Annotated in this window: 22 protein-coding genes and 2 rRNA genes; 19 read left to right on the top strand and 5 right to left on the bottom strand. The window is 58.4% G+C overall.

What is annotated here, in order from left to right; translation table 11 throughout:
* Positions 1 to 59 precede the first annotated feature (59 nt).
* The 9 genes from JOE29_RS00120 (at position 60) to JOE29_RS00080 (ending at position 8566) form a co-directional block, all read left to right on the top strand.
* Positions 60 to 1067 (top strand): 3-oxoacyl-ACP synthase, encoded by a 1008-nt coding sequence (locus JOE29_RS00120; protein WP_003343707.1) that lies wholly within the window; start codon positions 60 to 62, stop codon positions 1065 to 1067.
* On the top strand, positions 1064 to 2080 hold the full coding sequence (locus tag JOE29_RS00115) for an NAD(P)-dependent oxidoreductase (protein WP_137984111.1): 1017 nt from the start codon (positions 1064 to 1066) through the stop codon (positions 2078 to 2080). Before JOE29_RS00120 ends, JOE29_RS00115 begins: the two co-directional genes overlap by 4 nt.
* Entirely contained in the window at positions 2073 to 2879 is an 807-nt protein-coding gene (locus JOE29_RS00110; protein WP_137984110.1) for an MBL fold metallo-hydrolase, read from the top strand. The genes JOE29_RS00115 and JOE29_RS00110 overlap by 8 nt, the downstream gene beginning before the upstream one ends.
* Positions 2876 to 4159: a F390 synthetase-related protein gene (locus JOE29_RS00105; RefSeq protein ID WP_210078688.1), complete on the top strand. Its 1284-nt coding sequence runs from the start codon at positions 2876 to 2878 to the stop codon at positions 4157 to 4159. The genes JOE29_RS00110 and JOE29_RS00105 overlap by 4 nt, the downstream gene beginning before the upstream one ends.
* Positions 4156 to 4776: a phosphatase PAP2 family protein gene (locus JOE29_RS00100; protein ID WP_210078687.1), complete on the top strand. Its 621-nt coding sequence runs from the start codon at positions 4156 to 4158 to the stop codon at positions 4774 to 4776. Before JOE29_RS00105 ends, JOE29_RS00100 begins: the two co-directional genes overlap by 4 nt.
* On the top strand, positions 4773 to 5906 hold the full coding sequence (locus tag JOE29_RS00095) for a sterol desaturase family protein (RefSeq protein ID WP_210078686.1): 1134 nt from the start codon (positions 4773 to 4775) through the stop codon (positions 5904 to 5906). Before JOE29_RS00100 ends, JOE29_RS00095 begins: the two co-directional genes overlap by 4 nt.
* Entirely contained in the window at positions 5899 to 6993 is a 1095-nt protein-coding gene (locus JOE29_RS00090) for an acyl-CoA desaturase (protein WP_137984106.1), read from the top strand. The genes JOE29_RS00095 and JOE29_RS00090 overlap by 8 nt, the downstream gene beginning before the upstream one ends.
* A gap of 215 nt (positions 6994 to 7208) precedes the next feature.
* On the top strand, positions 7209 to 7760 hold the full coding sequence (locus JOE29_RS00085; RefSeq protein WP_003407945.1) for a hypothetical protein: 552 nt from the start codon (positions 7209 to 7211) through the stop codon (positions 7758 to 7760).
* Positions 7761 to 8137: 377 nt separating this feature from the next.
* On the top strand, positions 8138 to 8566 hold the full coding sequence (locus JOE29_RS00080; RefSeq protein ID WP_003424322.1) for a DUF2628 domain-containing protein: 429 nt from the start codon (positions 8138 to 8140) through the stop codon (positions 8564 to 8566).
* Between the two features lie 77 nt (positions 8567 to 8643).
* On the opposite strand, the gene JOE29_RS00075 is transcribed toward JOE29_RS00080, so the two are convergent.
* Both JOE29_RS00075 and JOE29_RS00070 read right to left on the bottom strand, forming a co-directional pair.
* A complete protein-coding gene (locus tag JOE29_RS00075; protein WP_210078685.1) occupies positions 8644 to 11091 on the bottom strand; it encodes a PEP-utilizing enzyme in 2448 nt (815 codons plus the stop codon).
* Positions 11084 to 11566, bottom strand: a complete 483-nt coding sequence (locus JOE29_RS00070) for a cell division protein (RefSeq protein ID WP_103689861.1) — start codon at positions 11564 to 11566, stop codon at positions 11084 to 11086. Before JOE29_RS00070 ends, JOE29_RS00075 begins: the two co-directional genes overlap by 8 nt.
* 195 nt (positions 11567 to 11761) lie before the next feature.
* On the opposite strand from JOE29_RS00070, the gene JOE29_RS00065 reads away from it, so the two are divergent.
* The 3 genes from JOE29_RS00065 to JOE29_RS00055 all read left to right on the top strand — a co-directional run bounded on the left by JOE29_RS00065 (position 11762) and on the right by JOE29_RS00055 (position 15110).
* A complete protein-coding gene (locus tag JOE29_RS00065) occupies positions 11762 to 11998 on the top strand; it encodes an acyl carrier protein (RefSeq protein WP_245226631.1) in 237 nt (78 codons plus the stop codon).
* A gap of 171 nt (positions 11999 to 12169) precedes the next feature.
* On the top strand, positions 12170 to 12970 hold the full coding sequence (locus JOE29_RS00060; protein ID WP_210078684.1) for a mechanosensitive ion channel family protein: 801 nt from the start codon (positions 12170 to 12172) through the stop codon (positions 12968 to 12970).
* 121 nt (positions 12971 to 13091) lie between these two features.
* Complete coding sequence (locus JOE29_RS00055) at positions 13092 to 15110, top strand: FIST N-terminal domain-containing protein (RefSeq protein WP_024693675.1); 2019 nt, start codon at positions 13092 to 13094, stop codon at positions 15108 to 15110.
* Between the two features lie 61 nt (positions 15111 to 15171).
* Here the strand turns inward: JOE29_RS00055 and JOE29_RS00050 are convergent, their stop codons facing one another.
* Positions 15172 to 16653 (bottom strand): YdgA family protein, encoded by a 1482-nt coding sequence (locus JOE29_RS00050; RefSeq protein WP_074997984.1) that lies wholly within the window; start codon positions 16651 to 16653, stop codon positions 15172 to 15174.
* A 275-nt stretch (positions 16654 to 16928) separates the two neighbouring features.
* Here JOE29_RS00050 and JOE29_RS00045 point away from each other — a divergent pair, with 275 nt between their 5' ends.
* The 7 genes from JOE29_RS00045 (at position 16929) to JOE29_RS00015 (ending at position 26237) form a co-directional block, all read left to right on the top strand.
* The gene (locus tag JOE29_RS00045; protein WP_016569314.1) at positions 16929 to 17618 is read left to right on the top strand and encodes an HAD-IA family hydrolase; all 690 of its coding nucleotides are present in this window, start codon (positions 16929 to 16931) and stop codon (positions 17616 to 17618) included.
* A gap of 20 nt (positions 17619 to 17638) precedes the next feature.
* Positions 17639 to 18646, top strand: a complete 1008-nt coding sequence (locus JOE29_RS00040) for an aldo/keto reductase (RefSeq protein WP_004415202.1) — start codon at positions 17639 to 17641, stop codon at positions 18644 to 18646.
* A gap of 318 nt (positions 18647 to 18964) precedes the next feature.
* The gene (locus JOE29_RS00035; protein ID WP_210078683.1) at positions 18965 to 19702 is read left to right on the top strand and encodes a GntR family transcriptional regulator; all 738 of its coding nucleotides are present in this window, start codon (positions 18965 to 18967) and stop codon (positions 19700 to 19702) included.
* 813 nt (positions 19703 to 20515) lie between these two features.
* Positions 20516 to 21292 carry a DUF3050 domain-containing protein gene (locus JOE29_RS00030; protein ID WP_017279059.1) on the top strand — a complete coding sequence of 259 codons (777 nt, stop codon included), beginning with the start codon at positions 20516 to 20518 and terminating at the stop codon, positions 21290 to 21292.
* Between the two features lie 42 nt (positions 21293 to 21334).
* Positions 21335 to 22282, top strand: coding sequence for a diiron oxygenase (locus JOE29_RS00025; protein WP_210078682.1), 948 nt, complete (start codon positions 21335 to 21337; stop codon positions 22280 to 22282).
* Positions 22279 to 25725: a non-ribosomal peptide synthetase gene (locus JOE29_RS00020; protein ID WP_210078681.1), complete on the top strand. Its 3447-nt coding sequence runs from the start codon at positions 22279 to 22281 to the stop codon at positions 25723 to 25725. The genes JOE29_RS00025 and JOE29_RS00020 overlap by 4 nt, the downstream gene beginning before the upstream one ends.
* Before the next feature lie 32 nt (positions 25726 to 25757).
* Complete coding sequence (locus JOE29_RS00015) at positions 25758 to 26237, top strand: SRPBCC family protein (protein WP_003424356.1); 480 nt, start codon at positions 25758 to 25760, stop codon at positions 26235 to 26237.
* Positions 26238 to 26354: 117 nt separating this feature from the next.
* Here JOE29_RS00015 and rrf (JOE29_RS00010) read toward each other — a convergent pair.
* Together rrf (JOE29_RS00010) and rrf (JOE29_RS00005) are read right to left on the bottom strand one after the other, a co-directional pair.
* Positions 26355 to 26470: ribosomal RNA gene (gene rrf, locus JOE29_RS00010) — 5S ribosomal RNA — on the bottom strand.
* Positions 26471 to 26577: 107 nt separating this feature from the next.
* A 5S ribosomal RNA gene (gene rrf, locus JOE29_RS00005) occupies positions 26578 to 26693 on the bottom strand.
* Between the last annotated feature and the right edge of the window lie 102 nt (positions 26694 to 26795).

The following is a 26795-nucleotide window of genomic DNA, read 5'->3' as shown; positions in this document are numbered from 1 at the left end:
CGTTATATTTGAATCAGTCATTCAGGTAATTGCCACATGGATGCGAAGCCAGGACTCCAATGACAGCGCCCTCCTCCCCCGCAGCCTTGCTGCCACTGAAAATTATTGCGACTGGCGTAGCGGTGCCCGCAAATCGAGTGGACTCGTCTGCGCTGGACACGTTATTGAACAAGCCTGCGGGTTATGTCGAAAAGCGCTCCGGCGTACATTGCCGTTTTCACGCAACACTCGATGCCAGCCAGGCCGAACTTGCAGCGCAAGCACTTCAGGATGCCTTGAGAAGAGAGCAGATCCCGGCGGGTTCGATTGATCTGTTGATCTCGGCCTCGGCAGTACCCATGCAGGCCTTACCCTGCACGGCAGCATTGATTCTCAAAGCGGCCCACCTGCCATCGGGTACGCCCGGCTTTGATATCAACAGCAGTTGTGTCGGCTTCATTACAGCGCTACAGGTCGCTGCTGGCTTGCTCAATGCCGGGATCTACAAGCGCATTGCGATCGTCTCGGCAGATCTCGTTTCGCGCGGTATCGACTGGGATGACGAGGAAAGCTCGCTGATCCTCGGCGACGGAGCAGCCTGCGCCATTGTCGAACGCGGTGACGGCAGCAGCGGCATTCTGAGCAGCCTGTCCGAGACTTATCCACAGGGCAGCGACCTGTGCGAGATTCAAGCAGGCGGTACACGCCGCAATCCACGTGCAGGCATGACTGACAGTGACTTTCTGTTCCATATGAAGGGCAAGCAGCTGTTTCGTCAGGCTGCCGCGTTGATCGAGGGCTACCTCGCACGTCTGTTGGAAAGGAGCGGATTGACGCTTGCCGAGATCGCCACCGTGGTCCCCCATCAGGCCAGCCATCTTTCGCTTGAGCACATGCGAAAAAGGCTTGGAGTACGGCCTGAGGTACTGGTGGATATTTATCGCTATCACGGTAACCAGGTCTCGGCATCGATTCCGACGGCGCTGCATACTGCTTTTACCACCGGCCGCTTTACACCCGGCAAACCCGTGATGCTGATCGGTACCGCTGCCGGTTTGACATTGGCGGGCATGGTGCTGCTGCCATGAAGGTTCTGCTGACCGGCGCCACCAGTGGCCTCGGACGCAATGCGGCAGAGTGGCTATTGAACGCAGGCCATAGGGTACATGCCACCGGACGTGACTCGGCAGTGGGGAATCTGCTGCGAGAACAAGGAGCGGCGTTCACCGCCCTGGATCTGACCCGGGCTACAGCACAGCAATGCGAGCAATTGATGCTCGGCAGTGACGTGGTCTGGCACTGCGCGGCAAAGTCTTCTCCCTGGGGTAGCGAGGCCGAGTTTCATGAGGCCAATGTAGTCGTCACAGAAAAGCTGGCCGAGGCAGCTGGCCGCTGCGGCGTTTCGCGCTTCGTGCACATATCCACGCCTGCGATCTATTTCGACTTTCAAGACCATGAGTGTATTGACGAGCAATACCGTGCCCGACGATTCGCCAATCACTACGCCAGCAGCAAGTACCAGGCAGAACAATCCATACAGGCGCTGGTACCGCTTTATCCACAGACCACGTTTATTATCCTGCGGCCCCGTGGCTTGTTCGGCCCGTATGACCGGGTGATTCTGCCCCGGATTCTGGGCCAGATAGAGCGCGACCGCGGCGTGCTGCGTTTGCCCGGTGGTGGTGAGGCGGTACTGGACCTGACGTTTGTACTAAACGTTGTGCACGCCATGGACCTGGCGAGCCATAACAATTCTTTGTCTTCAGGTGCCGCCTACAACGTCACCAATCATCAGCCCATGCGACTGGTGGATACCTTGCAGTTGTTACTGCACGAACAACTCGGCATTCGATATCGTGTGCAGCGTGTGCGTTACCGATTGCTGCACTCGCTGGCGACGGCACTCGAGCTTCTGGCCTGTATAACGCGCAAGGAGCCCGTGCTGACTCGATACAGCGTGGCGGCGGTGAACTTCGATATGACCCTGAGCCAGACGCGAGCCATTGAAGAACTGGGCTACCGGCCGCGATACTCGATGGAAGAAGGCGTTCAGCTCACGGGAGAGTGGCTTAAGTCTCACGCGGTGAAGCCCCATGGCTAGCATTACCACCTTTGAAGTGGGTTACTGCACGCATATCGGTTGTATGGCGTTGCAAGGCGCGGGCCTGAGGGTCTGCAAATTTCCGTCCAGAGCGTATCTGCTGGAGGTTGGCGATCGCCGCTGGTTATGGGATACCGGCTACGCCAACCATTTTCAGGAGCATACCCGGTCGGGTGTGTTCCGCATCTACAGCCAGGTTACCCCGGTATACCTGGATGCGGGTGAAACGCTGCTGGATCAGCTGCGTAATGCGGGTTACGCGGCCAACGATATTCAGGCGCTGATCATTTCCCACTTTCATGCCGATCACATCGCCGGCCTTCGGGACTTCAGTCATCTCGACTTTATCTGCTCGGGCGAAGGCTGGCAGAAAACCCGCTCATTACGTGGCATCGCCGCGCTCAAGCGCGCCTTCGTACCGGGACTGATTCCGGAAGGTTTCGAGGCAGCGTTGCAGTTCGTCGAGGGCTTTGAGCAGGTCAGCCTGACCGAGCAACTGGCACCGTTTACAAATGGCTACGAACTACCGGGCAGTGACGGGCAGATTGTTCTGGTGCCGCTACCAGGTCATGCCGCCGGACACCTGGGTGCATTTATTCTCACCGACGATGGCTGGACATTGCTGGCCAGTGATTCCGCATGGTCGCCGCTGAGCTATCAAGAATTGCGCGGGCCTTCTGTGCTTGCCAACGTGCTGATGGACGACAGCAAGGCCTACTACCAGACGCTGAACCGTCTGAACCTGTTGTGGGCAGGAGGCCATGTGGATATCCGATTGTGCCACGAGGGCGATTTATGATCCCGGTGATGACGCTCTGGCACTATTGGCGAGCGCGTCGCCTGCGCTTTTCCAGTCGCCAGGCACTGGAGCATTTTCAGAACAGGCAACTGAAACGCTTTGCCCATAGGGTGCTGGCCAAAAGTCCCTATTTTCGGGCTTACAGCGCTCTGCCATTCAACGAATGGCCGCTGATGGACAAAGCGCTGATGATGACGCAGTTCGACCAGATGAACACGGCAGGTCTGCAACGTGATCAGTTGCTGGCCTACGCAAGGCGCGGCGAAGCCGAACGCGACTTCACGCCACGCATCGGCCGCTTTAGCGTCGGGCTGTCCTCGGGCACCTCAGGGCAGCGCGGCGTTTTCGTCGTGAGCCCGCAGGAACAGCAGATCTGGGCGGGCGGGATGCTTGCCAAGATGCTGCCAGACGGTATTTTCGCGGGTGAGCGAGTCGCGCTGTTTTTACGTGCGGACAATAACCTGTACCACAGCGTCGACAATCGCTGGCTGAGCCTGGCCTTTTATGACTTGTTCGCGCCGTTCACTGAGCAGTTGCCTCGCTTACAAGCACAGGCGCCGACCATTATCGTTGCGCCAGCACAGGTGCTGCGCGCCCTGGCCCTGGCCGTTCTGGGCGGGCAGATCCAACTCGAAGTAAAGAAAGTGATCTCCGTCGCCGAAGTCCTGGATGCGCAGGATCGCCAGTTGCTGAACACGGTGTTCCGCGAGGTCGGCGAGGTCTATCAGGCAACTGAAGGTTTTCTGGCGGCCACGTGCTCTCATGGCACACTGCATTTGAACGAAGAATTCGTGCATATCGAGCCCCAATGGCTTGATGAGCAGCGCTTCACGCCGTTGATCACCGACTTCACTCGCAGCACCCAGCCTATCGTACGCTACCGGCTGGATGATGTACTGGTCAGGCAATCCGAGCCCTGCCCGTGTGGTCAGCATTCGATGGCAATTTCCCGAATAGAAGGTCGCCGCGACGACCAGCTTTCGCTGCCCGACCAGCACGGTGAGATGCAGATTATCTTTGCCGACCTGTGCAGTCGGGCAATTGCCAATGCACTACCACTGAACAGTGACTACCGCTTGATTCAGCTTTCGAAAACCCGGCTGCAGCTGATTGCAGACTGTACGCAAACCGAACTGGAGCAAAGCCGCAGACAACTTGTCGCCCTGTTCACACAACAGGGTGTTGCCACTGACAAACTTGAATGGCAACTGACGGTGCAGAACGTGATGCCGAACTTCGATCGAAAGCGACGCCGTATTGTCCGGCAGGCAGAAGCATGAACAACCCAATGATGTTTCGGTTGTGGCACATGCTGCTTGGCTGGGGTTCGGTCGGTCTGATCTATACGCTGACCGACCATTTGCAGAGCACCGGCCAGGTCATGACACCCTCGCCGTTCGACCGAATGATCGCATTCACGCCCCACGCAATCTGGCTGTACCTATCGTTCTTCGTGGTTGTTCCACTGGGCTATCTGATGACCCCACTCGATCGGGTGCGCTGGCTGTCTCGCGCCATGCGTCTTACCGCACTGGGTGCCGGAACGGTCTATCTACTGTGGCCGACAACGATGGTGTACCCGGTCGATGAGGGCACAACGTTAAGCTCTACACTGCTGGCAGCACTGACTTATGTGGACTCGACCCAGAATTGCCTGCCATCCCTGCACATGGCCCTGATGGTGCTGGCAGTCTGGGGGATCAGTGCAGCAAGGTGTAGCGTGCGCACTGCAGTGTTTGTCTTATGGGTGGCCGCCATTGCCTATTCGATCCTGCAATTGCGCCGTCATCTGTTCATCGACGTGGTCAGTGGCGCCGTGCTCGCACTGGTGGCGGGTATGCTGGTCGATGCGCTCGGCCGAAGCAGGCCAGTCGCACTCAAAGGGAATATGCAATGAGCGGTCTGGCCATTCCGATCATCATCATGCTGCTGGCCGTAACAGGCGAGGCCGTCATTCTGCAGTGGATGCAGCGCAAGCCGGTTGACTGGCATGACGTGGTGTTCAATCTGAATTCCGGCCACCTCATGCTGTGGCTGTTCCGTGGCCTGGAAGTCATCTGTTACGGATTTGTCGCCACGTACTTGAGCCTTGGCCTGCTGGATACATGGCCGCCACTATGGGTCTGGGCGTTCGCGTTGCTGGCCTGGGATTTCTGTTTTTACTGGTTGCACCGCCTGCATCACCACGTTGGCGTACTCTGGGCCGTGCATGTGGTGCATCATCAGGGCGAGCACTTCAACCTGTCCCTGGGCGTGCGTAACTCTTGGTATTCGTCACTCACCTCGATTCCGTTCTTCATTCCGCTGGCCGTGCTGGGGGTGCCCCTGCATGTGTTTGTCGCAGTGTCGATCCTGCATTACTCGATGCAGTTCTTTAACCATAATGCGCTGACACCCAGGCTGGGCGTGCTGGAGAAGATTTTCGTTACTCCGACCCATCATCGCGTGCATCACGTCAAAGACCGGGCCTACTCAGACAAGAACTTCGGCGGTACTTTCATTTTCTGGGACAAGCTGTTCGGCACATTTTCCAGGCTGCCCGATGTGCCTTACACGTTTGGAATCGGAGGGCCTCGCTCTTCCGCAAATCCGTTCTGGGCCAGCAACGTACCTTTTCTGCATTACCTGCGACTGTCGATAAAATCGAACGAACCGACCCGCTCGCGCGTTTCGGGTTTGAGCATTTTCAGCGGCGCGTTGCTGCTCTTCGCGCTGGTGGTGGGCTATATCTATCAATACGGCTATGGCTACAGCGACATCACTTGGCCGCAGGTCGTCCTGTTCGTCTTTATTGTGGTGGGCTCGGTGGCGCTGGGAGGAATGACCGAAGCGAGGACCTGGAGTGTTCCCGTCTGGCTGATAGTCAGCCTGGGGCTGGCGTTGCTGTTTCTGGGTTATTACGGCTGGTCGCAGGTTTACTGGCAATTGCCGATGGTCGCCCTCGCCCTGCACGGCGCATGGGTGGCCGTGTCTTCTCGCGGCTACAACCTTCCAGCCGCAAATCCGGTGGAAAAACATCATGGCTGAGTCACTTGCCCCCCTGTCATTTCCTGCCGATGGCGAACAGGCGTTTCATCACGCCCTCAAGCAGGCGGCCCACGCCTACCTGGCAGACGACCATCGCTACGCAAGTATTCGGCAAAAGGGGACGGCATTGCTCCTTACCCTGCTGTGCGGCGGTTTTTATGCCTCGAGCCTTATGCAACACAATGCGTGGGCATTCGTGGGCTGCTATTTCCTGTTTGTCCTGACAGGCATGCTACTCAACGTGATGGTGTTTCACGACGCCACCCACAATGCTTTTTTCCGGGCGACCTGGGCAAACCGGTTGGTGGGCAGGTTGATGACCTTGCCGCTCGGGATTGATCCGGATTATTGGCGAGTCAGGCATGTGCAGTTTCATCATGCCTATGCCAACGTTGAACATTACGATCTGGACACCGAGGAGAATGGCGTCCTGCGACAGTCGCCCTTCCAGGGCTGGCGTAAGCACATGCGTTATCAACATCTTTACTGGCCCATGGTCGCAGCGTTGTCGCTGCCCTACATCTCATGGATATTCGACTGGTCGGACCGTCTTGGAAAGACGCCGCTCAAAGCCAAAAGAATACTTCCGGGAAACAAAGGCTGGGCGGTATTTCTGGCCAGTAAGGCATGCCATCTGCTGCTGGTACTGATAGTGCCGCTGGTGATATTCGAGGGCAGCTGGACGACGGTGCTGATCGCGTACTTTGTGAGCCAGATGCTCGCCTCTCTCTGGGTGGTATTTCTGCTGCTCGGTACGCACTGGGCAGAAGCAGAGTTCTATCAGCCATCAGGCAGCCCGTTGATGCCACACGGCTGGTATCGACATAACTTCGCGACAACCTGCGACTGGCAAACCTCTCCACGCTGGCTGCACCATGCCGTGGGCGGGCTGAACTTTCATCTGACTCACCACCTGTTCCCTGGCTGGAGTCATCGACACTACCCGGCGCTGGCAAACATCATCGCCGACCTGGCACCCCGCCACGGTCTGCACTATCGCTGCATCGACTACCGTGAGTTGCTCAGGCAGCAGCGAAAGTTCTTGCGCAGTATGGGGCGGGACACGCAGGTGACGAACATCACCTGACTAACTCAGAGCCAGAAGCTTTGTGACTTCTGGCATGACCGCACGGATGTTGTTTGTCTGCGTACTTTCAAGTATTCCGGCATTCATATCGCCATCCAGCACAATCGGTTTCGTCGAATCCGACACTCTGGCATTTCGATATGTCCCTATTGAAGCCAGAGTAGTAAGTCCATCAGCAAAGACAACTGGCCACCGAACCCAACCAAGGAAGAAAAATGGGTAAACAATCTCGCAGCAAGCGGGCCTCGCCGGAGCCTATGGTGATTTACCGCAGTCACGTTGCCGCTTTCCGCTCGCGTTATCTGCTGTCCTTTCTGACTCCGATCTTCATGGGCATATTTTCTCTCGCCATTACCGCAGGCACGATGGTCGATGCGTACTTTCCAAATGAGCCGGAGAGAACGGGCCAGTCAATGATGCTCATGATGGGCGTATCACTGGTCTTGAGTTTCGGCGGCATCATGATGAGTCGCGGGCATGCCTGCGGAATGTGGATATTGGCGGCCATTCTGGTGAGCTGCTTTTTTGCCGTGTTGCCCACTGCCCCTGCGCACTGGCGGCGTTTTGAATTGATGCTTTACGTGCTGGGGCTGCTTTTCCCGTTGCTGGGCCTTTTATCGCTCAACAGCGAGCGCGGCCGGGAGTTGCGCATGCAATGGAGGATTATTCGATCCGAACGCAAGGAGATCCGTCAGGAGATGCGGCGGCGCAAGGATCTCGAGGTGCATCGTGAAAACCTGCGCAAGAGAAAGGCGCTACGCAAATAGCCCGGGCTCAACGAGGACTTTATAGCGCCCAACAAAAAACCCGCCGAAGCGGGTTTTTCCAAGACCATCCCGACTCCCTGTCGGCTGCCTCCGAGGCGATGGTCGATCATCCTTGATCCTGGTGAACTCCTGTTCACCACTTGATGGATCCAATAGTACGGAGGAAGGACCAGATCGGAAATGGCCAAATCCCTACACCGCGTGTAAGCGTTTGGCTATACCTTGTCGAGGCGGGCATGAAGAGCTCGGGGCGCAATTGCGTAGTACGCCACCTGGAAACTTCATACAATCGCTCGCCGATCACAAAAGCAGCAACGTCAGAGATACAGGATTTCCCGGAAGAAAACGTCACCCCACGGAACACAAGGAGTAGAACCATGAGCACGACAGATCAGACCCAAAGCACTGGCCAGCACAGCGCCAAGTGGCAAGAGCGTTTCAATTTTTTCGAGACGTATGGTGCGCCGAACGATCCACGCTTCAAGCCGGCAGTGAACGCGCTGCCTGACTTCAAGAAGAAGTTGCTTGTCTGCGCCAACATCATCGCGTTTTTCTTCGGTCCGATTTACTTCTTCGTGCTGGGTCTGTGGAAGAAAAATCTGGCGCTGATCGGCGTCATTATCGCGGTCAACATCGTTATAGCGCTGCTTTTCGGGATCCTTGGAATGGAGGTTCCGGCAGCATTGGGCACCGGCTTGAACGTCGTGTTTTCTCTGATGTACGCCCTGACGGCCAACTACTCCTACTACCTCAAGGAAGTGAAAGGCGAGCAAGGCTGGAACCCGTTCAAAGGCATGCGCCTCTGACCTGCAGACGTAGCCAGCTGAGCACCCGCAGCGCTCAATGAGCGTGCGGGTTGGCTGTGGATAACTCCCCTCGGGCTTTATGCCTGCCCTTCCACCAGCCGCAACTCCCCATCCACATACAGCACTTCGCGCCCCACCCACGCCAGATCAACCTGCGGCAGCACGGCCGAGGGTTTGCGCAGTTCACGCAGCAATGTCGAGCCGTGCGAGAGACGTCCGCCCATGCGCGCGATTACCGCGCGGGCGTTCTGGTAGTGCGCGTGGCGTCCGGGGTCGAGGGTGTCTTCCAGCAGGATGTCCTCGCCCAGAATGCCCTGGACCTGGCCCGGATAGATCATGAAGCCGGTGGCCTGCTCGGTGCCTTCGCGGCCGTCCTGCCAAAAGCTGCCTGCACGGCTGCGAATGTCCGGATGGGGCGCAAACCAGTGTTCCCGGTCGGCGCCGGGCATGGCGTGATGCAGGCGGAAGAACAGGCGCATCAGGTTGTCGCGATACCACTCGCGCACTTGCAGGTAGTAGCCGCGCATGCCGGGCAGGCCTGCGCGGTGGGCGATGCGAATGAAATCCGGCCAGGTCGGGAAGGCTTGTAAAGGAAGGTCAGTGGCTGCCGGGCGCTGGGTCGCGGGATCGGTTTCCCAGGGCAGCCGGTGCGGGCAGTGCTCCAGATCGTCGTAAGCGGTCGGCGGACGTCCCAGCAGGTCTCCGCCGCTGCTGGCCAGCGAGGTGGCGATGCACAGGTTGCCTTGCACGACGAATACGTAGAAACGGGTGAACCAGTCAGCCAATTGCTGGCCGTCAGCATCTTGGGCCGTGAGGGCATGCAGCTCTCGGTCGAAGCGGTGCAGTTGCTTTTCCAGGGTCAACAAGTGGCCACGCGCGACACGCTGCATCCGTAGAAAGACCGGTAATGAGCGCAGCAGACGCAGCGGTCGCCACGGTAGATGCGGGGTCGCGCCGCCGACCTCATCGGCGTAGCTGCTGGAGGCGATGCCCCAGTCAGCCAGGCGTGCGAGAAACAGGTCGTTGTTGATGTAGGAAGCTGCGCCAAACAGTGCGGTAAATGGCTCGTTGTCCTGCAACACGCGCGAATCCCAACGCGCCATGATCGCCGGGATGCTGCCTGCGGCACGCCGCTGTGCGTACTCGACCAGCCTGCTGGGCTGTGGCGGCAGGATCTCCGCAATATTGGCGGCGGTCAGGTGGCGACGCCAGCCGTAGTCACTGATCGGTCGGTACTGCAGCAGCCACAGCTGGCGGCCATCCCAGGCCCATTCGACGTCGCCCGGCACGTAGTGAAATACGCGCAGAACGCCCTGCAGGAAGTCCCAGAGCACCTCCTCAGTCAAACCGTGGGATGGCTTGAAGTCGCCGCTGCTCCAGGCCGCGCCGAGGCGGGAAATGATCGCTCGCTCAGGGCTTGCCTGACCGTCGGCCAGCGACTCCAGGTGCCCTTCCACCCACTCCAGCTCGACCGACAGGTGACGCACGAAGGCGATGCCGGAAAGCACCGGCGTGATGAAGCGCTGCACCACAACCTCTTCGACGCCAGCGTTGTGCAGCTCTGCGACGCGCGCGGGCACGTTGTGGTCGGGCTCGCGAAGAAAAGTGGTACTCAGACCGGCATTGGCCGCATCGGCCTGATCCTCACCGAAACTGGATGAGCGCACGGCCCAGATAGCGTCAGGCTGACGGGCCAGAAACGCGGGCAAGGCCGAGTCATCGCCCTGCACCAGAGACAGTGCCTCGGGCACCGGTTGCCCGGCGATGGCCGCCAGACGCAGACGGCCGCCTTTGGTGTGCGCAACGAAGCCGCGCTCGCCCGACTCCAGCCACTGCGCAAACTCGGCCGGCGCGTCGATCCACGGGTAGTGACCCCAGCCCGGTTTGAGGCTGATGGTCAGGTCGGCACGCGCCAGAATGGCCGACCACGCCGCTGCCTGCTCGATGCCCAGAACCTTGTCCTGATCGCCCCAGACCAGCTCTATCGGATCCTGCACCCACTCCAGCAGCGGCAGCGCGGTGTCGGCACGCAACAGATCCCAATACGGCACGAAAGCACGGCAGCGGGCGTAACCGGAACCCATGCGCTGGTAATGCGCGGCAGGCCAGCTCTGCCTGGAAAACTTGTGCGCAAACAGCGTGGGCTTGTTGGCCAGCAGCCAGTGAATGGTCTTGCGAATGGGTAGCGGCGACATCAGCGCAGGCAAGCGCCGCTGCCACAGAAAAGCCCCCACCGGGGCCAGCAGCACGCTTCTGCAGAAGTGCCCCGGCTGGCGCTGCAACGCATGCATGACCAGCAAGGCATTGACCCCCACAGCGACGATGGCGCTGCCCTTCACGGTCGCCGCCAACAGCGCATCGGCGTAGGCGGCGAGGTCTTCGCAGGGTGGCTGAGGATTGTTGCCGAAGCCTGGTAGTTCCAGCGGCACGACCTGATGCTGCTGAAAATGCGGCAGCGCGTCGTCCCACCATTCGGCACTGCTGCCGTTGCCCGCCAGCAGATACAGCAGCGGCAAGTCAGACATGACGAGGCCCCTTCGACGCGTGAACAGCCGAAGTGCGGCGATCATGGCGATACAGCCAGATCAGCGGCGGCAACAACGCCAGCAGCGCCGCCAGATCGAGCCAGACGTGAGACCAGACGCCCCCACGCACGGAAATCAGGATGTCCTGAGGCGCCCAAAGCAGCAGGCCCGCAATCAGCCAACCCCAGGGCATTGCACTTTTCAGGCGATTGCCCAGGTGCACCAGCGCCAGCATGTACACGGAGTACGTTTGCAAGGTTGCGCCAAACAGCGCCATCCACCAGACCTGTTGCGCGCGGGCAGCGGCGGGAACGGCCTCGGTCCAGAACGCCTGCTCGAGGCTAGTCAGATAGCCATCGAGCAAGCCGGAAAAGCCTGCCCAGGTGAACACCAGACTGCCCAGCACATGCGCAACTGCGACGGCATACAGCCAGGTCACCAGCGTACGGCGCAGGGTGTCAGAAGAGAGCGGCATACCAGGTCCTTGAATCGTCCTTGTGAGGTGGCGAGTTTAGCGATTTCTCGATGGGCTTAATACGAGCATGGCCAAACTGCTCAGACCTCCCACTGTTGAACAGCTGTTATTAATGTCAGTAGACAGCTTTTCTGCTGCGGCCTAATTTTAGGCCTTCAGTAGTCAGTAAAAACCGCAAGCGAGGAGATGATGATCATGGAAGATGTAATGACACGTGTAAAAGAATTGGTGGCCGAGCATTTGGAAGCAGCGGAAGTAGATGTAAAGCCGACATCTGACATAACCAAGGATTTCAAGGGTAGGCGTTTAGAACTTGTTAAGCTCAGCATGGCTCTAGAAGAAGCATTCGACATCATTATCCCGGATGAAGAAGTTGAAAAATTCAAAACGGTACAAAACATAGTTGACTACATCTCAAAAAATAAAAAATAGACACGATGTAGGCTCACAGCCCACCACACCTGCTGAGCCCCCAACGCCAGTTGCAGGCCCTTTGCCTCCAGTCATAACTACCAGTAGCCATCAACCCGCTTTGCCCTTCAATGTACGGCTCCGCTCGTCAGGCCATCTGCCGGGCGAGCCCAGCAGTCGGGAGTAGCGGTGATGGATGCGCTGAATGTCATCAATATCGACACTGACGGAATCAACTCGCTGTTCAACACTGTTATGCAGTACGGAGCGACCGTTGTTTTGAGACTGGTGATCGCAGCGTTGCTGTGGATTGTCGGTCGCTGGCTGATCGGTGTGCTGGTCAGGATGGCGCAGCGCTCGCTGACGCGGCAGCGGTTTGATCCGACGGTCCTGCGCTATGTCGGCTCGTTCATCACGGTGACGCTGAATATCATTCTGGTGATCGCCATTCTGAGCTATTGCGGCATCGAGACCACCAGCTTTGCGGCGCTGCTGGCGGCCGTGGCGCTGGCGATCGGCATGGCCTGGTCGGGTTTGCTGGCCAATCTGGCCGCGGGTGGTTTCATCATCGTGCTGCGGCCCTTCAAGGTCGGCGATCTGATTTCAGCGGCGGGCGTGACCGGAACTGTGGTCGAAATCGGTTTGTTCGTTACGTCGATCAACACTCCGGAAAACGTGCTGAATCTGGTGGGCAACAACAAGATCTTCTCTGACACGATCGTCAATTTTTCCAGCAATGCCTTTCGCAGTGTCGAACTGACCGCGATATTGCCCGGCAGCGCCGACGAGCAGAAGATCATCCCGCGTCTCAAGGATCAGATAGCCCGCCTCCCCAACGTACTGAGCAGCCCTGCGGTCGATGTGCACCTGTCCTCTGCGACAGCCGACTCCATCACCTTGTCAGTACGGCCCTATTGCCACAATGATCACTATGATTCAGTGCATCGCCAGACGCTTGCCCTCATCAGAGCGTTGATGCTGCACCTGTCCTGAGCGGCACGCATAGGCAAAATTCATCGCCTTTCAAGCTCACCCGAACCTGTTGGCAGCCGATCAATAAGGATCGGTCCATATTCCGCGTGGCCTCTGCTTTTTTATCTTTACGGGTTTAACCATGAGCCTTTTATCTCGTTTTCGGGCCGGCACATCGCGGACCGAAGGCGCCATCAGTGTCATTACGTCCGCCCGAGAATTGAACGCCAAGCTGTCTGCGCTGAGCTTCGATCCGGTCTATCTGACCGGTTTCGTTTCGCCGCACGTCGACTTCGATCAGGTGGCCAAGTCTGTCGCTGCGCGCTTTCCCAACGCGAAGATCAGCCTGTGCACAACGTCAGGCGAACTCTGCTCGGGCAATGATTCGCTGTACTGCGCGGCGGATAACCAGTGGGACCGGATCGTCCTTGCGCTGTTCGACTCAAGCGTCATCAAGAGCGCGGAGGTGGTGCACATTCCGCTGCACAGCGAAGACATTCGCGGCGCGGGCAAGCGACTGTCGATGCGTGAGCGCATTGCGCGCCTGACCGATTCGATCAAGCGCACGCAGATCAACACCCCCATCGACCACCGCGATACGCTGGCCTACGTTACGTTCGACGGGCTGTCGGCGTCGGAGTCGTTCTTCATGGAAGCGCTGTATGAGTCCGGGCGCTTTCCGTGCCTGTTCGTGGGCGGTTCTGCGGGAGGCAAAGGCGACTTCAAGAAGACCTTGATTCACGACGGCAAACGCAGCTACGAAAATCATGCCCAGGTGGTGTTTCTCAAGAGCGCGAAAAACGTGCGCTTCGGCGTCTTCAAGAGCCAGAACTTCGAGCCGACGCCATTGAGCATGAGCGTGCTGACGGCCTCCCTGGAGGAGCGTTACATCAGCCAGGTGGTCAACGCCCGAGGCGAGATCACCACGATGGTTGCGGCGCTGTGTGACGCGCTCAAGTGCGAGCGGCATGAGCTGGAAGGCAAGCTGGCGCAGTACTCGTTCGCCATCCGGGTGGGCGAAGAGCTGTTCGTGCGCTCGATTGCGCGCATTGATTATGAAAGCGAGCGGGTTCACCTGTTCTGCGACGTGGCGCCCGGCGAAGAGCTGGTGATGGTCAAACGAACATCCATGATTGACACCACGCGCAAAGACTTCGCGCGCTTTCTGCAGGGCAAGTCCGGAAAGCCGCTGCTCGGCCTGTTGAGCGACTGCATCCTGCGGCGCCTGAACAACGGCAGTGAACTGGGCCGGATGAATGACGTGTTCGGTGCAACGCCGGTGGTGGGCTTCTCGACCTTTGGCGAGATTCTGGGGTTGAACCTCAACCAGACGCTCACCGCCGTGTTCTTCTTCAAGGTGCCCGAAGGGCAGCCGTTCCGCGACGACTACATCGATAATTTCATCGCCTATTACGGAGAGTTCAAGGCGTTCTTTCTGCGCCGGCAGATCAAGAAACTGGCCGGTCTGAGCCATGTGGTGGTCAAACAGATCGATCAGTTCAAGCAGCGTAACTTCGTGCAAACCATTGACCCGAGCGGTCTGGACGAGCAGATCCGCCCGGTGTTCGGTGGCCTGAGCGACCTGGGCGATGTGCTGGTCAAGGCCCATCATGATCAGGAAGAAATCGCCGCTCAGTTGCGCCACTACTCTGGCGAACTGCATGTTTCGATGGACGAGCTGTCGCAAACCATCACCCAGCAGGAAACGGTTATCGACAAAGCAGGCAATACCGTCAAAAGCCTGGTCAGTCAGGCGGACGAGGTGGTGCTCGGCTCGCGGGAGCTGGCCAAATCCAGCCTGCGCATTCAGTCGGTGGTGCAGATGATCCAGCAGATCGCCGGGCAGACCAACCTGCTGGCGCTCAACGCCGCCATCGAGGCTGCACGGGCGGGCGAAATGGGACGTGGCTTTGCAGTGGTGGCCGATGAAGTGCGCCAGCTTGCGCAGAAGACGTCGCAGAACGCCAACGACATCGGCACCGATATCGAGCGTCTGGCCGAGGAAATTCGCAAGGTGGCGCAGCACATCGAGGAACAGTCCCTTGAGGTCGGAACGCTGACGGGGCTGTTGTCGGAGCTGGAAGGCTCCAGTGACATGACGGCAGGCACATCGCAGCGTACCCGGCAGCTGGCGGACACCCTGCGCGGCCTGACTCAGTAGCAGCGCCTGCTGTCAGGACGGCGCATTGCCCTTCCTGACAGCAGACCGTGTTACAAGCGGCTTACTGGTTACCCAGCACGCCGACCTTGCCCATGACGTTGCTCATGAACTGCTGCACGGTCATTTTCTGGCCATTGAAGTCGACCATCTGGTTGGCGTAATGCAGGTCGGAGACGATGTTGTCGCCGTCGACCTTGGCCAGTTGCATCATCTCGGCCATGGCACTGGCCATGTCGCCAGCGGCCTTGGCCTGATCGGCGATGACCTTGAGGTCGGTCTGGCCTTCACGCATGGCTTGCTGGGTCGCGAGATCGCGAATCATCGGTTTGGACAGGACCACCTTGGCGTTGACTTCGCCCAGGCTCTTCATGAGCAGCGCATCGGAAGGCTGATCGAGCGCGCCTGGATCGGCCAGGTCCACGGCGATACGCATGTGGCTTTCACCGTTGCTGGTCTTGAGCGAGAGTTTTTCCAGCTCGATGTGCGGTTTGGCTGCCAGCAGCGTTTTCATCTGGGTGTTCATCAGCTCCTGATCAGCCGGGCTCAGCTCCAGACGGAACGGACGTTTCTCCTGCGCGGCCTCTTGCTGTTGAGGCAGGATTTTATCCTGATACAACTGATACAGCGCCTGAGTCGCCAACACATCGAAATTGGCGATCTTGAAGCCCATGTGCGCAGAACCGACGTCCTTGCCAGCGTAGGCAATCATGCCGGCATCGTAGTTGATCTGGGCTGCCAGGTTACCGGCATCTTCCTGCACCAGATTGGTGTTGGTGAAATCGCGGATCTGTACCTGTGGCTTGCCCACCACCTGGAAACCCGCGTTCTGGATTTTCATGTTGGTGTGGCCCAGGTAGAAACCGGACTTGCCTTTGGTGCCGCCCGTGTCGAAGGTCATGCCTTTGATCTCGATGCTGACCGGACCGTCAGGCGACGCGACATTGAGTTGCAAATTGTCCATGTTGCCCGCAAGGGTGAATTTTTCCGCGTTGGCCGACGACTCGGCATTCAGGTCCAGACCTGAAAAACGGAACGTGCCGTCGACGTCGGTCATCTCCAGAGGGGCCATCTGCAGCGTGCCTTTGGTGGCGCGGTCATAACCAATGCTGGCCTGGCCCGTGAGCGGTGGCACATCCTTGCTCATGGCGAACCATTTCTCGGCGCTGGGGCTTTTTTCCATCTGGAAATTGCTCAGGGCCATGACCGGCAGCAGGTTCAGGGTCTTCAGATGCGACAGCGGAATGGGGCCGTGCTCGATATGGTCGACGAACAGAAACTGGCCGCCCTGGGTGCTATCGGACAGGTTCTGGATGTCGACGCGGTAGTGCGCCGTGCTGCTGAAGAAGTGCTTGTCGAGCGAGAGCATTTCCAGCTTGACGCTGGTGTCCGTGCCTTTGAACGACTTGGCCAGTTCCTGATTGGTCTTGCTGATCGAGTCGTTCAGCGCGCCTTCCAGTTGATTGCCGGTGTACCAGGCACCAGCCGTAGCCAGTGCGCCCGCTACGACGATGACGCCAATCGCTATACCTGCTGATTTATTCATAGTGACGTAAAGATATCCGTTCTGATGATGGGAAAGTCGTACCGGGACCGGCAGCGCCGATTGAAAGCCGCGAGAGACTATCATCGGCAGATCCCGTGAGCCCAGCCTTCACGGCCATTTCTGTGGGCGCGTAGCCGTTCCGTAAGCGCGTTGGACATGGCCTTGTGCCTTTTGTTGCGCACGCCAATCCTGTGGAAAGGTTTTGAAACAGGCCCTAGCCACAGCCTTCCCGGAAACGTTAGGCTGAAACGAATTTGCGAACAGGACGTGATCACATGAGCGAGCAGCAAAAACAACGAGGTCCGATCAAGGCCGTCATTTTCGACATGGATGGCCTGTTGCTGGACACCGAGGGGGTTTACACCGAAGTCACCCACTTGATTGCCAGTCGCCACGGTCGCACCTTCGATTGGTCGGTCAAGCAGCACACCATTGGCCGTGGTGCCCGGGACTTCTCGGACTACGTGATCAAGGCGCTGGAGCTGCCAATGTCGATCGACGAGTTTCTCGAAGTCAGGGAGCCCATGCTTGAAGAGCGTTTCCCGCGCGCAGCAGCCATGCCCGGTGCCGAAGCCCTGGTCCGTCATCTGGCTGCGCATAATATTCCGATCGCCGTGGGCACCAGCTCGTCGGTGCATTACTTCAAGGCCAAGACCACCTTGCACCGCGCATGGTTCGAGCTGTTCGACACCGTCGTCACCGCCGACGACCCGGAAGTCGGCGCTGCCAAGCCAGCCCCGGACATCTTTCTGGTCGCCGCCCGCCGTCTTGGCGTCTCGCCAGCCGATTGCCTGGTCTTTGAAGACTCACCGTTCGGTGTGACCGCCGCCAAGGCTGCCGGGATGTACGCCGTGGCCGTGCCGGACTCGCACATGCCGGTCGAGCAGTACGAGCATGCGGACCTGCTGCTGGGCTCGCTGGCCGACTTCCCGCTCACGGCGTGGGGGTTGCCTGAGCTCGCCTGAATGACAAGGAGATGCTGAGCATGAATTATCGAACCCTTGGCCAGTCCGGCCTAAAGGTTTCCACACTGACACTCGGCTCGATGATGTTCGGTGAGCAGACCGGCGCCGAAGAGTCGCTGCGTATCATCGACAAGGCCAGGGATCAGGGCATCAATTTCATCGACACGGCGGATGTATACAACGCCGGGCGCTCGGAGGAAATCGTCGGTCGGGCCATCGCGGCACAGCGCAGTGACTGGGTGCTGGCCACCAAGGTCGCCATCGGCCCGGCCGACGGCGTGCCCAACCGGGCCGGCCTGAATCGCAAGCACATGTTCAATGCCATCGAGAACAGCCTGCGGCGACTGGATACCGACTATGTGGATATCTATTACCTGCACAAGGAAGATCACGACACCCCGCTGGAAGTGACGGTGTCGGCGATTGGCGATCTGATCCGGCAGGGCAAGATCCGCTACTGGGGCGTGTCGAACTTCCGCGGCTGGCGAATTGCCGAAATCGTCAACGTCGCGCAACGCCTGGGCGTCGACAAGCCAGTCATCAGCCAGCCGCTGTACAACATCGTCAACCGCCAGGCTGAGGTCGAGCAGATCACCGCTGCCACACACCATGGCCTGGGCGTCGTGCCCTACAGCCCGCTCGCCCGCGGTGTGCTCAGCGGTAAGTACGCCCCGGACATCGCTCCCGACAGCGAGAGCCGTGCCGGACGTCAGGACAAGCGGCTGCTGGAAACCGAATGGCGCACGGAGTCGTTGCGTATCGCGCAGCGAATTCAGGCGTATGTGCAGGACAAAGGCGTCGGCATTGTCGAGTTCGCCATTGCCTGGGTGCTCAACAACCAGGCCGTGACCTCAGCCATCGTCGGACCAAGGACCGAGCAGCAGTGGGACGGTTATACCAAGGCACTCACGGTGGAGATCACCGCTGAAGACGAAGCGTTCATCGATTCGCTGGTGACACCCGGCCATGCATCGACGCCAGGCTTCAATGACGTTCAGCACTTCGTCTCCGGCCGCCTGACGCGCTGAGACGATCACGCCTGCGGCCTTATGCCGCGAGCGTGTCACTGTTGCGCTCTGGAACGGTCGTTTCAGAGCGCAATGTCATAAAAACAATACGTGAAACTCCTGTTACCTATGAATGCGAACTCGGTACGTAAGGTCGATGAGCGCTAAGATAGACGCGTATTTTGTCGAGCTCGCCGGGCTGCAGCGCGGTCCTGCGCTCGCCGCTAAACATAATGATGTTTGTATTTTCGCGACGGACTGCCAAGTCTTGGCTAGTCTGTCGGCAACAAAGCGATTAATTGGACGTTGTCCAGCCAGGGTTGATGAAGAAGTAGGTCAATGCGCAAATCAGATAGAGAAGCCTTTCTGGGCTCCGTACTGGGCAATGAGCAGCCTCCGGCGCACCTTGCCAGAACCGTGATTGAAGAAAAGCTGCGAAACGCCATTATCGATGGCAGCCTGCCAAGCGGCACGGCATTGCGCCAACAGGAACTGGCGACGCTGTTTGGCGTCAGCCGCATGCCTGTGCGCGAAGCATTGCGCCAGCTCGAGGCGCAGTCGCTGCTGCGTGTCGAGACGCACAAGGGCGCGGTGGTCGCACCGTTGATCACCGAAGACGCGGTGGATGCCTATGCCTTGCGCATTCTCCTGGAGTCCGAGGCGTTGCGCCTGTCTATCCCATTGCTGGACGCCGATGATCTGGCGACGGCGAAGGGCTATATCGAGCAGCTTGAGGTCGAGACGGATTTCGGCCAGATCGGCAGACTCAATCGGATGTTCCACCTCTCGCTGTATGCCAAGACCCACAACAAGCGTCTCATGCGTCTGGTTGAAGAAGGCCTGAACGAAGAAGAACGCTTCCTGCGTTTCAATCTTTCTGACATGGGCCTGGGCAAGCTCTCTCAGGATGACCATTGGCAGCTGTTGCGGCTCGCCGAGCAGAAAGCGATCGAACCCTGTGTCGAAGCACTGCAGCATCACCTCAACCGTGGTGTTCACGCCGTCACTCAATACCTGACCAGCAAAAAGGCCACCAAGGCCAAGCCGACCCGCACAGCGAAGAAAACCCCCGCCTGAATCATCAAGGCGGTCTATCCAGCAGGCGATGACTCAACGTCTGCGGATTGGCCGCTTGCACCTCCCGCCCTCCTCTTCACACCTCCTCGATGCATTGCCAGGCTCAACCTCGGCATGGCGTTTTTATCGCTATTTTCCTGATCTGCCGGATGGCCCAACGTCGGAATAAGGCAAACTCGACCGTGGCGCTGAGGAAACCAACCGGAGGATGTTCCCTGGCTACGGCTGAACGGCTCGCGCAGGATCGGAGCGGTTCTCTGTTCATCTGAACTCAATGGATAAGGAGTTGTTGAACGGGGCACACAGACATTGGAAGTCATTTCCAACTTCGCCCATTAAAAAAACCAGAACCCTGATTATTCAGCACATCGGCAACGCTGGGCGAGGCATTCGCTCATTATTAATAATTCCGGCTTAATCAGTCGGGAGGGTTGTCTGCACGCCTGTAAAACGTATTCACCACGTTTTATATGGCAACTTACATGCTTAAAAACGGCTCATTAAATATTATTAAAAAAATGATTGCAGCCCTTGATAAGTTTGTTTTAAGTTTTCTTCGTCGTCAGTGATGTCGGCGGCTTACCGGGCTAGACCTCTTGATGTACAAGGGCCAGCGCTCGGAAAGCCAACGCGGCAGGGTGTCTCTAATTGAAATAACCGATGCGTGTTTGCGGCGAACAGGCCCCTCACACTCAGGCCTGAGTTCGCCTCTAACCCGGCATTTCATTGCGTTTTATCGCGGCACTGTCGACACGTTTATATCGTAGAAAACTGCAGCGCTACTTACCGCCCTCTTTCAATAGGACCGTCACTATGCCTTGTGAAAAAACACGACTCGCACATAAGAAAGTTGAACTTGGTCGTCATCCGATCTTTGCAGAAATCACGACATTGGATGTACTCCGGCGCTTTATGGAGACCCATGTATTCGCCGTCTGGGATTTCATGTCGCTGACCAAGCGCCTGCAACAGGAACTGACCTGCACCCAGTTGCCGTGGCTGCCGCCGACAGATGCTTCCGCTGCCCGCCTGATCAACGAGATCGTTCTGGGTGAGGAATCCGATAATCGACTGGGCGCGGGTCATTACAGCCATTTCGAACTGTACCTGGATGCGATGCGCGAGATTGGCGCGAGCACGGTACAGATCGAGCGCTTCATCGAACTGCAGAGACAGGGCATGCGTTACACAACCGCACTGCAACACGTCGACGCGGGGCAAGCGGCGACGGCATTCGTGACACACACGCTCGATATCGCCCTGCATGCGCCGGCACACAGCGTTGCTGCGGCCTTTCTGCATGGACGCGAGAGCGTCATCCCGCAGATGTTCCAGACCATCCTCGATGACTGGGGCATCACCGCCCACCAGGCACCCACCTTCCGCTACTACCTGGAACGCCACATCGAAGTGGACGCCGAGGACCACGGTCCGGCAGCAGAGCAGTTGCTGGCTCGTCTGGTTGCCGACGACGCGCAGCGCGAGCGAGAGGTTTATCAGACCGCCATCGCCGCTGTGGAAAGCAGGGTCCAGCTATGGGACACGCTGCGCCTGAGCATGCGAACGCCGCTCGTGCAGGCCAGCGCGTAAGACCCGCCCGCAACACCCTGAAGCCTTTACAAGGAAGCCATCATGAAAGCAGAAGACTACATGTCGTTCATCGATGCGTGGGAAGGTCGCGCCACCATTCGTACTCGCCCACGCAGGATGGTCGAGAACGATGACAAACTGATCTACCCCCTCAGCCGCCAACCGCTGGTGCTCAGCGACACGTTCACCCGCGAGTGTGCGCATTTGCGCGATTACGCGCTGGTGCAGAGCCTCTACAAGTTCATCAATGATGTGGTGATCTTCGAGACCGAGATCGTTGACAGGACCGCGCGCAGTATCGCCAAGGACCACTTCACGATTCGCTTCCCGTTTGCCTGTCGCTATGACGCGATGACGGTGGTGGTCGATGAGGACTATCACGCACTGGTCGCGATGGACTTCATGCAACAGACCATCGCCCTGACGGGCATAGAACCTATCCCGTTGCCGGACGAGATTGAACTCAGCCGGGCCATTCCGGCCGCACTGGCTCTGTCCCCCGAGCATCTGCGCAGCGCAGTGGAGCTGATCTGTGTCGCCATCGCGGAGAACACCGTGACCAATGACGTGGCGGCGTTCGCCAAGGACGAATCGGTCAAGCAATCGGTCAAGGGGCTGATGGCCGACCACTTGCTGGACGAGGGGCGTCATTCGGGCTTCTGGGCGCGGCTGGTACGCATCTACTGGCACACCGCTCCCCAACAGGACCGGGAATCCATCGCCCGCATCATGCCGGTGTTCATCGCTCAATACCTGACCAACGATATTCAGAATGGCTTCGACTTCACCCTGATCGACCATCTGCAGGTGCCGGACGCCATCAAGCACTCGCTCAGGGAAGAGACCAGGGCAGTGAGTTTTCCAGTCAACCGCCATCACCCACTGGTGGCCAACATCGTGCGTTTCTTCAAGAACAGCTCGATGCTGGACGATCCTTGTGTACAGCGTGGGCTGGCGGACTATCTGCCTGCGCAGGGGACGCTGCAATGAAGCGCCTGGAGATTGTGCTCATCGGTCACAGCCTGACCTTGAGTGAACTGAATGCCGAGCTGCTGGACCACGGGCATGGCGTGCGGCATCTGTCTGATCAGCAGGCGCTGGACGCGTTGACGATGCCTGATGGCGGCGTGCTGATCGAAGACGGCAGCCTGGACCTTTACGAGGAACAACTGAATGCGTTCGGCCACTGCACGCATCTGCGCCTTCGGGTCGGTTTCGGCAATGCGCTGGAGTACGGGTTACCTCGGCTGGAGCTGCTGTGCTGGCATGGCGCTGCCCAGGCTCGACGCTTGATCGTTCGTGAGTGGCTGCCGGTCGAGGAATCAGGCAACGGGCGCGTACTGCGGGATGCCACTGTCGCAGCCATGGTGGATCTGGCGACATTGCAGATCAGCCGCTTATCCAGAGAAGACGACTATTTCAACGGTCTGACAAGCGTCACATCGGCCCAGAGTGATCGACAGCATGGCTTGCAGGCGATTGATCAATTGCTGTTCGAGCATCGCCTGAATCAGACGGATCAACCGCACCTGCTGAAACTGGCCGAAACACCCATCACCGAGCGGCTGGAGCAGGCGCTGCTGACGTTTGCCGAACGCCCTGCATTGACCATTCGCAACCAGACGCTCAGCTATCGGCAACTGCACGCGCACAGCCTGGCTATCCAGCGCTTGCTGCGGCCATTGCTGGCGCACGCGAAAGCCGACGCACCTCCGGTGATTGGTATCTGCCTGCGCAAGTCAGCCGAGCTGTATGCCGGCATCCTCGCGATTCTGGGTTGCGGTGCGGTGTACCTGCCGCTTGATCCCGGCCAGCCTGTGCAGCGTCAGCAGTACATTCTGGAAAACTCGGGGGCGATGCTGTTGCTGCACGATGGCGCGCACCCGCTGGCGGCTGCGGAGTTTCCGGCGCTGAATATTGCTGCGCTGCCTGTAGAGGACGGAGCTTCAGCACATGCATGCGTTGCTGCCGATCAGGATGCGCCCTGCATGGCGCTGTACACGTCGGGCACCACCGGGCAGCCGAAAGGCGTATTGCTCAGCCAGCGTAATCTCAGCCACTTCACCGCCTGGTATGCCGAGCATGTGAGCCTGAACGAACACAGCCGGGTGCTGCAATTCTCTACGCTGAGTTTCGACTCGTCGATCATCGACATTTTTCCCACCTGGCTCAGTGGCGCCGAACTGGTGGTGCCCGATGAAGACCAGCGGCGTGATCCGTTGCAGTTGGTCCGCGTGCTGCAACAAGGCATCACCCATGCATTCCTGCCGCCGGCGCTGTTGAGCATCCTGCCGCTGGATCAGCCGCTGGGGCTTGAGCATGTCATGACCGGAGGCGACGTCTGTGAGCCGCATGTGATTGCGCAACTCACCGGCCAATGTCATTTCCACAACCTGTACGGCCCCACCGAAGCCACGGTGTTGGTTACCGCCTGCGAGTTCGCTTCGTCCAGCAGCAACCGGCATCTGGGCCGACCGATCGCTAACAGCCAGGCGTGGATTCTGGACGAGCAACTGCAGCCCGTGGCCGAGCAGACTCAAGGGGAGCTGTACATCGTCGGACCCGGTGTGTGCCTGGGCTATGTAAACAACCCCGAGCTTACCGCCGAGCGTTATGTGTGGCTGACGAAACCGGATGGGCAACTGATGCGTGCCTACCGTACCGGCGACATGGCCAAGTGGACGGCTGACGGCATCGTCCTCAGCGGACGCCGTGATAATCAGGTGAAGATTCGCGGTTTTCGGGTCGAGCCGGAAGAGATAGAGCATTGCCTGCGCGACAGCAGGCTGTATCGACAGGTCGCCGTGGTGATCGACAGGCAGCGGCGAATTCTGGCGTTTCTCGCTCAACCGTATCTTGAGCATGACGAACAGGCGTTAAAGGCGCATGTACAACGCCTGTTGCCTGATTACATGCATCCCGCCGTCTACACGATGTTGCCCGGCATGCCGTTCGCCAGCAACGGCAAGGTCGATCGCAAAGCGCTTCTGGAAATACCACTGAGCTTTATCGGGCAGCACACTCGTCGCCAACCCGAGACTGAGCAGGAACGGGCGCTGCTGGAGCTATGGGGCGAGCTGTTGGAACTGCCGCCAGACGACATCTCGACTGATGAAAGCTTTTTCAATCTCGGAGGACACTCGATCCTGCTGTCGCGCCTGTTGCTGGGCGTTCGTGAACGCTTCGGGCGGAGCATTCCCATCAATCGTTTTATCGAAGCACCTACCGTGCTGACACTCGCCAGCCTGATCGACAGTGACGGCACTTCTGCCGGAGCCCTCAGTGCTCAGGCCCTGCGGGATGCCAACCCGGACTTTCAGCTGGCTACATTGCCTGTCAGCAGAATGGGTGATGTTCATAAGGTGATTGTCACGGGTGCCAACGGCTTCCTGGGTGTGCATATCGTCGAAGCGCTGCTCAACTGGGGGGCAACCGAGATCGCCTGCCTGGTGCGCGAGGCTTCTGGACAAAGCGCGCAGCAGCGCTTCGAACATGCCCTGCGGGAAAACCGCCTGGATCACCTTGACCTGAGTCGCGTGAAGGTCTATCCCGCAGACCTGACCAAGCCTCGGTTGGGGCTCAGTGAAGCCGTGTATGAACGACTGGATCTCGAGTTTGGTGCGTTGGTGCACAACGCTGCCAATGTGAACCATGTTCAGGATTACGAAACCCTGGTCAAAGACAATGTGGCCCCGGTTTTTGAATGCCTGAAGCTCTGTGAGGGGCGCCGTAAAAAGGTCTTCAATTTCGTTTCGACGCTGTCAGCCTGCAGTGCCATCGATGCCGCCGGCAATGTGCTTGAACAACCCGCTGCCGCGACCCCGCCGATCTACATCAAGAACGGCTACAACCTCTCCAAGTGGGTGGCTGAGCGCATCCTGCAATGTGCCCGGGACCAAGGTGCCTGGGTAAACATCTATCGCCCCGGCAACATCGCCTTCAACAGCGTTACCGGCGTGTGTCAGCCACAGAAAAACCGCTTGATGCTGATGCTCAAGGGTTCGCTGCAATTGGGTCAGGTTCCGGCATTCGCCATCAACTTCGACCTGATGCCGGTGGACTTTCTGGCGCGCTTCATCGGCTTCCATGCCAGCCGTTATCAGCCAGAACACGCGGTGTTCAATCTGCATAACCCCGAGCCCTTGAGCTGGAGCGACTACGTGCACGCCTTCCGCGAGGCAGGGCGTCAGTTCGAGCTGGTCAGCGTCGAGCAATGGCAGGCGCAACTCAAGCGCGTCGACAGCCAGAACGCGCTGTTTGGCGTGCTGGGGTTCTACCTCGACGGGTTTGAAGAAGACATCGGCGACATCTCGATGATCGAGCACCGCAACACCCTGAACGGCATTCGTCGCATGGGCGAACAGTACCCGCAAAAAACTCCGGCGTTGCTGCGCAGGGGCTGCGATTACCTGAAAGAAATCGACTTCATCTGAGCCATTACCCACTGAGATAAATGGAGAACGACATGAACACACTTCACAGCAATCTGAAACCCGACACCCTTATCAAGAATCCGGTGGCGTGCCGAGTGGTGTCCGCCGTGGACGTCTCCGGTGACGCGGCCAGCGTGTGGGCTGTCGTCGGCAATTTCGGCGGCTTCCAGGCATTCATACCGGCGCTGGAGAGCATTGAGGTCACTGGCGAAGGTCCGGGCTCGGTTCGTAACAAGCTGTTCAAGGATGGCAATGTGGCCATCGAACAACTGAACTCCAGAGACGATCAGGCGCTTTATATGACCTGGTCACTGATCCACACCAGCTTGCCAGTCAGCAATCTGTGGGCAGCAATGACAGTGGAAGCCAGCGGTGATGGCGATACCTGCATCGCCAGTTGGACGATTGTTGCCGACCCTGTTGAGGGAGGGCCTGAAGGGGATGCATTCGAGGCGTTTCTTCAGGGGTTTGCAGATGGCGCAATGAGTAACGTGCGCAGCCTGTTTGGCTGATTGACGCGGCATCACAGCAGCCCGCTCGGAGCAAATGCCTGAGCGGGCTTCTTTATTTGATGACCCATAACGACAAAACCCCTCATCGCATAAGCGATGAGGGGTTTCGGAATTCAATCTTGACGATGACCTACTCTCACATGGGGAAACCCCACACTACCATCGGCGATACATCGTTTCACTGCTGAGTTCGGGATGGGATCAGGTGGTTCCAATGCTCTATGGTCGTCAAGAAATTCTGTTGCCGATCCGTTAGCAGGTAACGTTCCAGCGAATTTTGGTGACTTCTACTTAAACAAAAACCCTCAACGCGTAAGCGATGAGGGTTTCTGGAATTTAATCTTGACGATGACCTACTCTCACATGGGGAAACCCCACACTACCATCGGCGATACATCGTTTCACTACTGAGTTCGGGATGGGATCAGGTGGTTCCAATGCTCTATGGTCGTCAAGAAATTCGGGTACCGAATCGTGCCCTGCGGCGCGCTTCAGCAAATCGGGTATGTGATAGCAAGCTGTTTCAGGTGTCGTTCGTGACGCAAACTTTCGGTTCGT

Origin of the sequence: Pseudomonas sp. PvP009, assembly GCF_017832995.1 — a bacterium.
Lineage (GTDB): Bacteria > Pseudomonadota > Gammaproteobacteria > Pseudomonadales > Pseudomonadaceae > Aquipseudomonas > Aquipseudomonas syringae.
The sequence above is the reverse complement of the archived record's forward strand: the minus strand, read 5'-3'. Positions and strand labels throughout refer to the sequence as shown.

What these genes read in the sequence shown, in the direction of transcription:
- JOE29_RS00110 (WP_137984110.1), top strand. Translation starts at nt 2,073, where the DNA reads ATGGCTAGCATTACCACCTTTGAAGTGGGTTACTGCACGCATATCGGT.
- JOE29_RS00055 (WP_024693675.1), top strand. Translation starts at nt 13,092, where the DNA reads ATGAGCCTTTTATCTCGTTTTCGGGCCGGCACATCGCGGACCGAAGGC.
- JOE29_RS00085 (WP_003407945.1), top strand. Translation starts at nt 7,209, where the DNA reads ATGGGTAAACAATCTCGCAGCAAGCGGGCCTCGCCGGAGCCTATGGTG.
- JOE29_RS00035 (WP_210078683.1), top strand. Translation starts at nt 18,965, where the DNA reads ATGCGCAAATCAGATAGAGAAGCCTTTCTGGGCTCCGTACTGGGCAAT.
- JOE29_RS00095 (WP_210078686.1), top strand. Translation starts at nt 4,773, where the DNA reads ATGAGCGGTCTGGCCATTCCGATCATCATCATGCTGCTGGCCGTAACA.
- JOE29_RS00015 (WP_003424356.1), top strand. Translation starts at nt 25,758, where the DNA reads ATGAACACACTTCACAGCAATCTGAAACCCGACACCCTTATCAAGAAT.
- JOE29_RS00070 (WP_103689861.1), bottom strand. Translation starts at nt 11,566, where the DNA reads ATGCCGCTCTCTTCTGACACCCTGCGCCGTACGCTGGTGACCTGGCTG.
- JOE29_RS00020 (WP_210078681.1), top strand. Translation starts at nt 22,279, where the DNA reads ATGAAGCGCCTGGAGATTGTGCTCATCGGTCACAGCCTGACCTTGAGT.
- JOE29_RS00115 (WP_137984111.1), top strand. Translation starts at nt 1,064, where the DNA reads ATGAAGGTTCTGCTGACCGGCGCCACCAGTGGCCTCGGACGCAATGCG.
- JOE29_RS00040 (WP_004415202.1), top strand. Translation starts at nt 17,639, where the DNA reads ATGAATTATCGAACCCTTGGCCAGTCCGGCCTAAAGGTTTCCACACTG.
- JOE29_RS00045 (WP_016569314.1), top strand. Translation starts at nt 16,929, where the DNA reads ATGAGCGAGCAGCAAAAACAACGAGGTCCGATCAAGGCCGTCATTTTC.
- JOE29_RS00060 (WP_210078684.1), top strand. Translation starts at nt 12,170, where the DNA reads ATGGATGCGCTGAATGTCATCAATATCGACACTGACGGAATCAACTCG.
- JOE29_RS00105 (WP_210078688.1), top strand. Translation starts at nt 2,876, where the DNA reads ATGATCCCGGTGATGACGCTCTGGCACTATTGGCGAGCGCGTCGCCTG.
- JOE29_RS00100 (WP_210078687.1), top strand. Translation starts at nt 4,156, where the DNA reads ATGAACAACCCAATGATGTTTCGGTTGTGGCACATGCTGCTTGGCTGG.
- JOE29_RS00025 (WP_210078682.1), top strand. Translation starts at nt 21,335, where the DNA reads ATGAAAGCAGAAGACTACATGTCGTTCATCGATGCGTGGGAAGGTCGC.
- JOE29_RS00090 (WP_137984106.1), top strand. Translation starts at nt 5,899, where the DNA reads ATGGCTGAGTCACTTGCCCCCCTGTCATTTCCTGCCGATGGCGAACAG.
- JOE29_RS00075 (WP_210078685.1), bottom strand. Translation starts at nt 11,091, where the DNA reads ATGTCTGACTTGCCGCTGCTGTATCTGCTGGCGGGCAACGGCAGCAGT.
- JOE29_RS00120 (WP_003343707.1), top strand. Translation starts at nt 60, where the DNA reads ATGACAGCGCCCTCCTCCCCCGCAGCCTTGCTGCCACTGAAAATTATT.
- JOE29_RS00030 (WP_017279059.1), top strand. Translation starts at nt 20,516, where the DNA reads ATGCCTTGTGAAAAAACACGACTCGCACATAAGAAAGTTGAACTTGGT.
- JOE29_RS00080 (WP_003424322.1), top strand. Translation starts at nt 8,138, where the DNA reads ATGAGCACGACAGATCAGACCCAAAGCACTGGCCAGCACAGCGCCAAG.
- JOE29_RS00065 (WP_245226631.1), top strand. Translation starts at nt 11,762, where the DNA reads ATGGAAGATGTAATGACACGTGTAAAAGAATTGGTGGCCGAGCATTTG.
- JOE29_RS00050 (WP_074997984.1), bottom strand. Translation starts at nt 16,653, where the DNA reads ATGAATAAATCAGCAGGTATAGCGATTGGCGTCATCGTCGTAGCGGGC.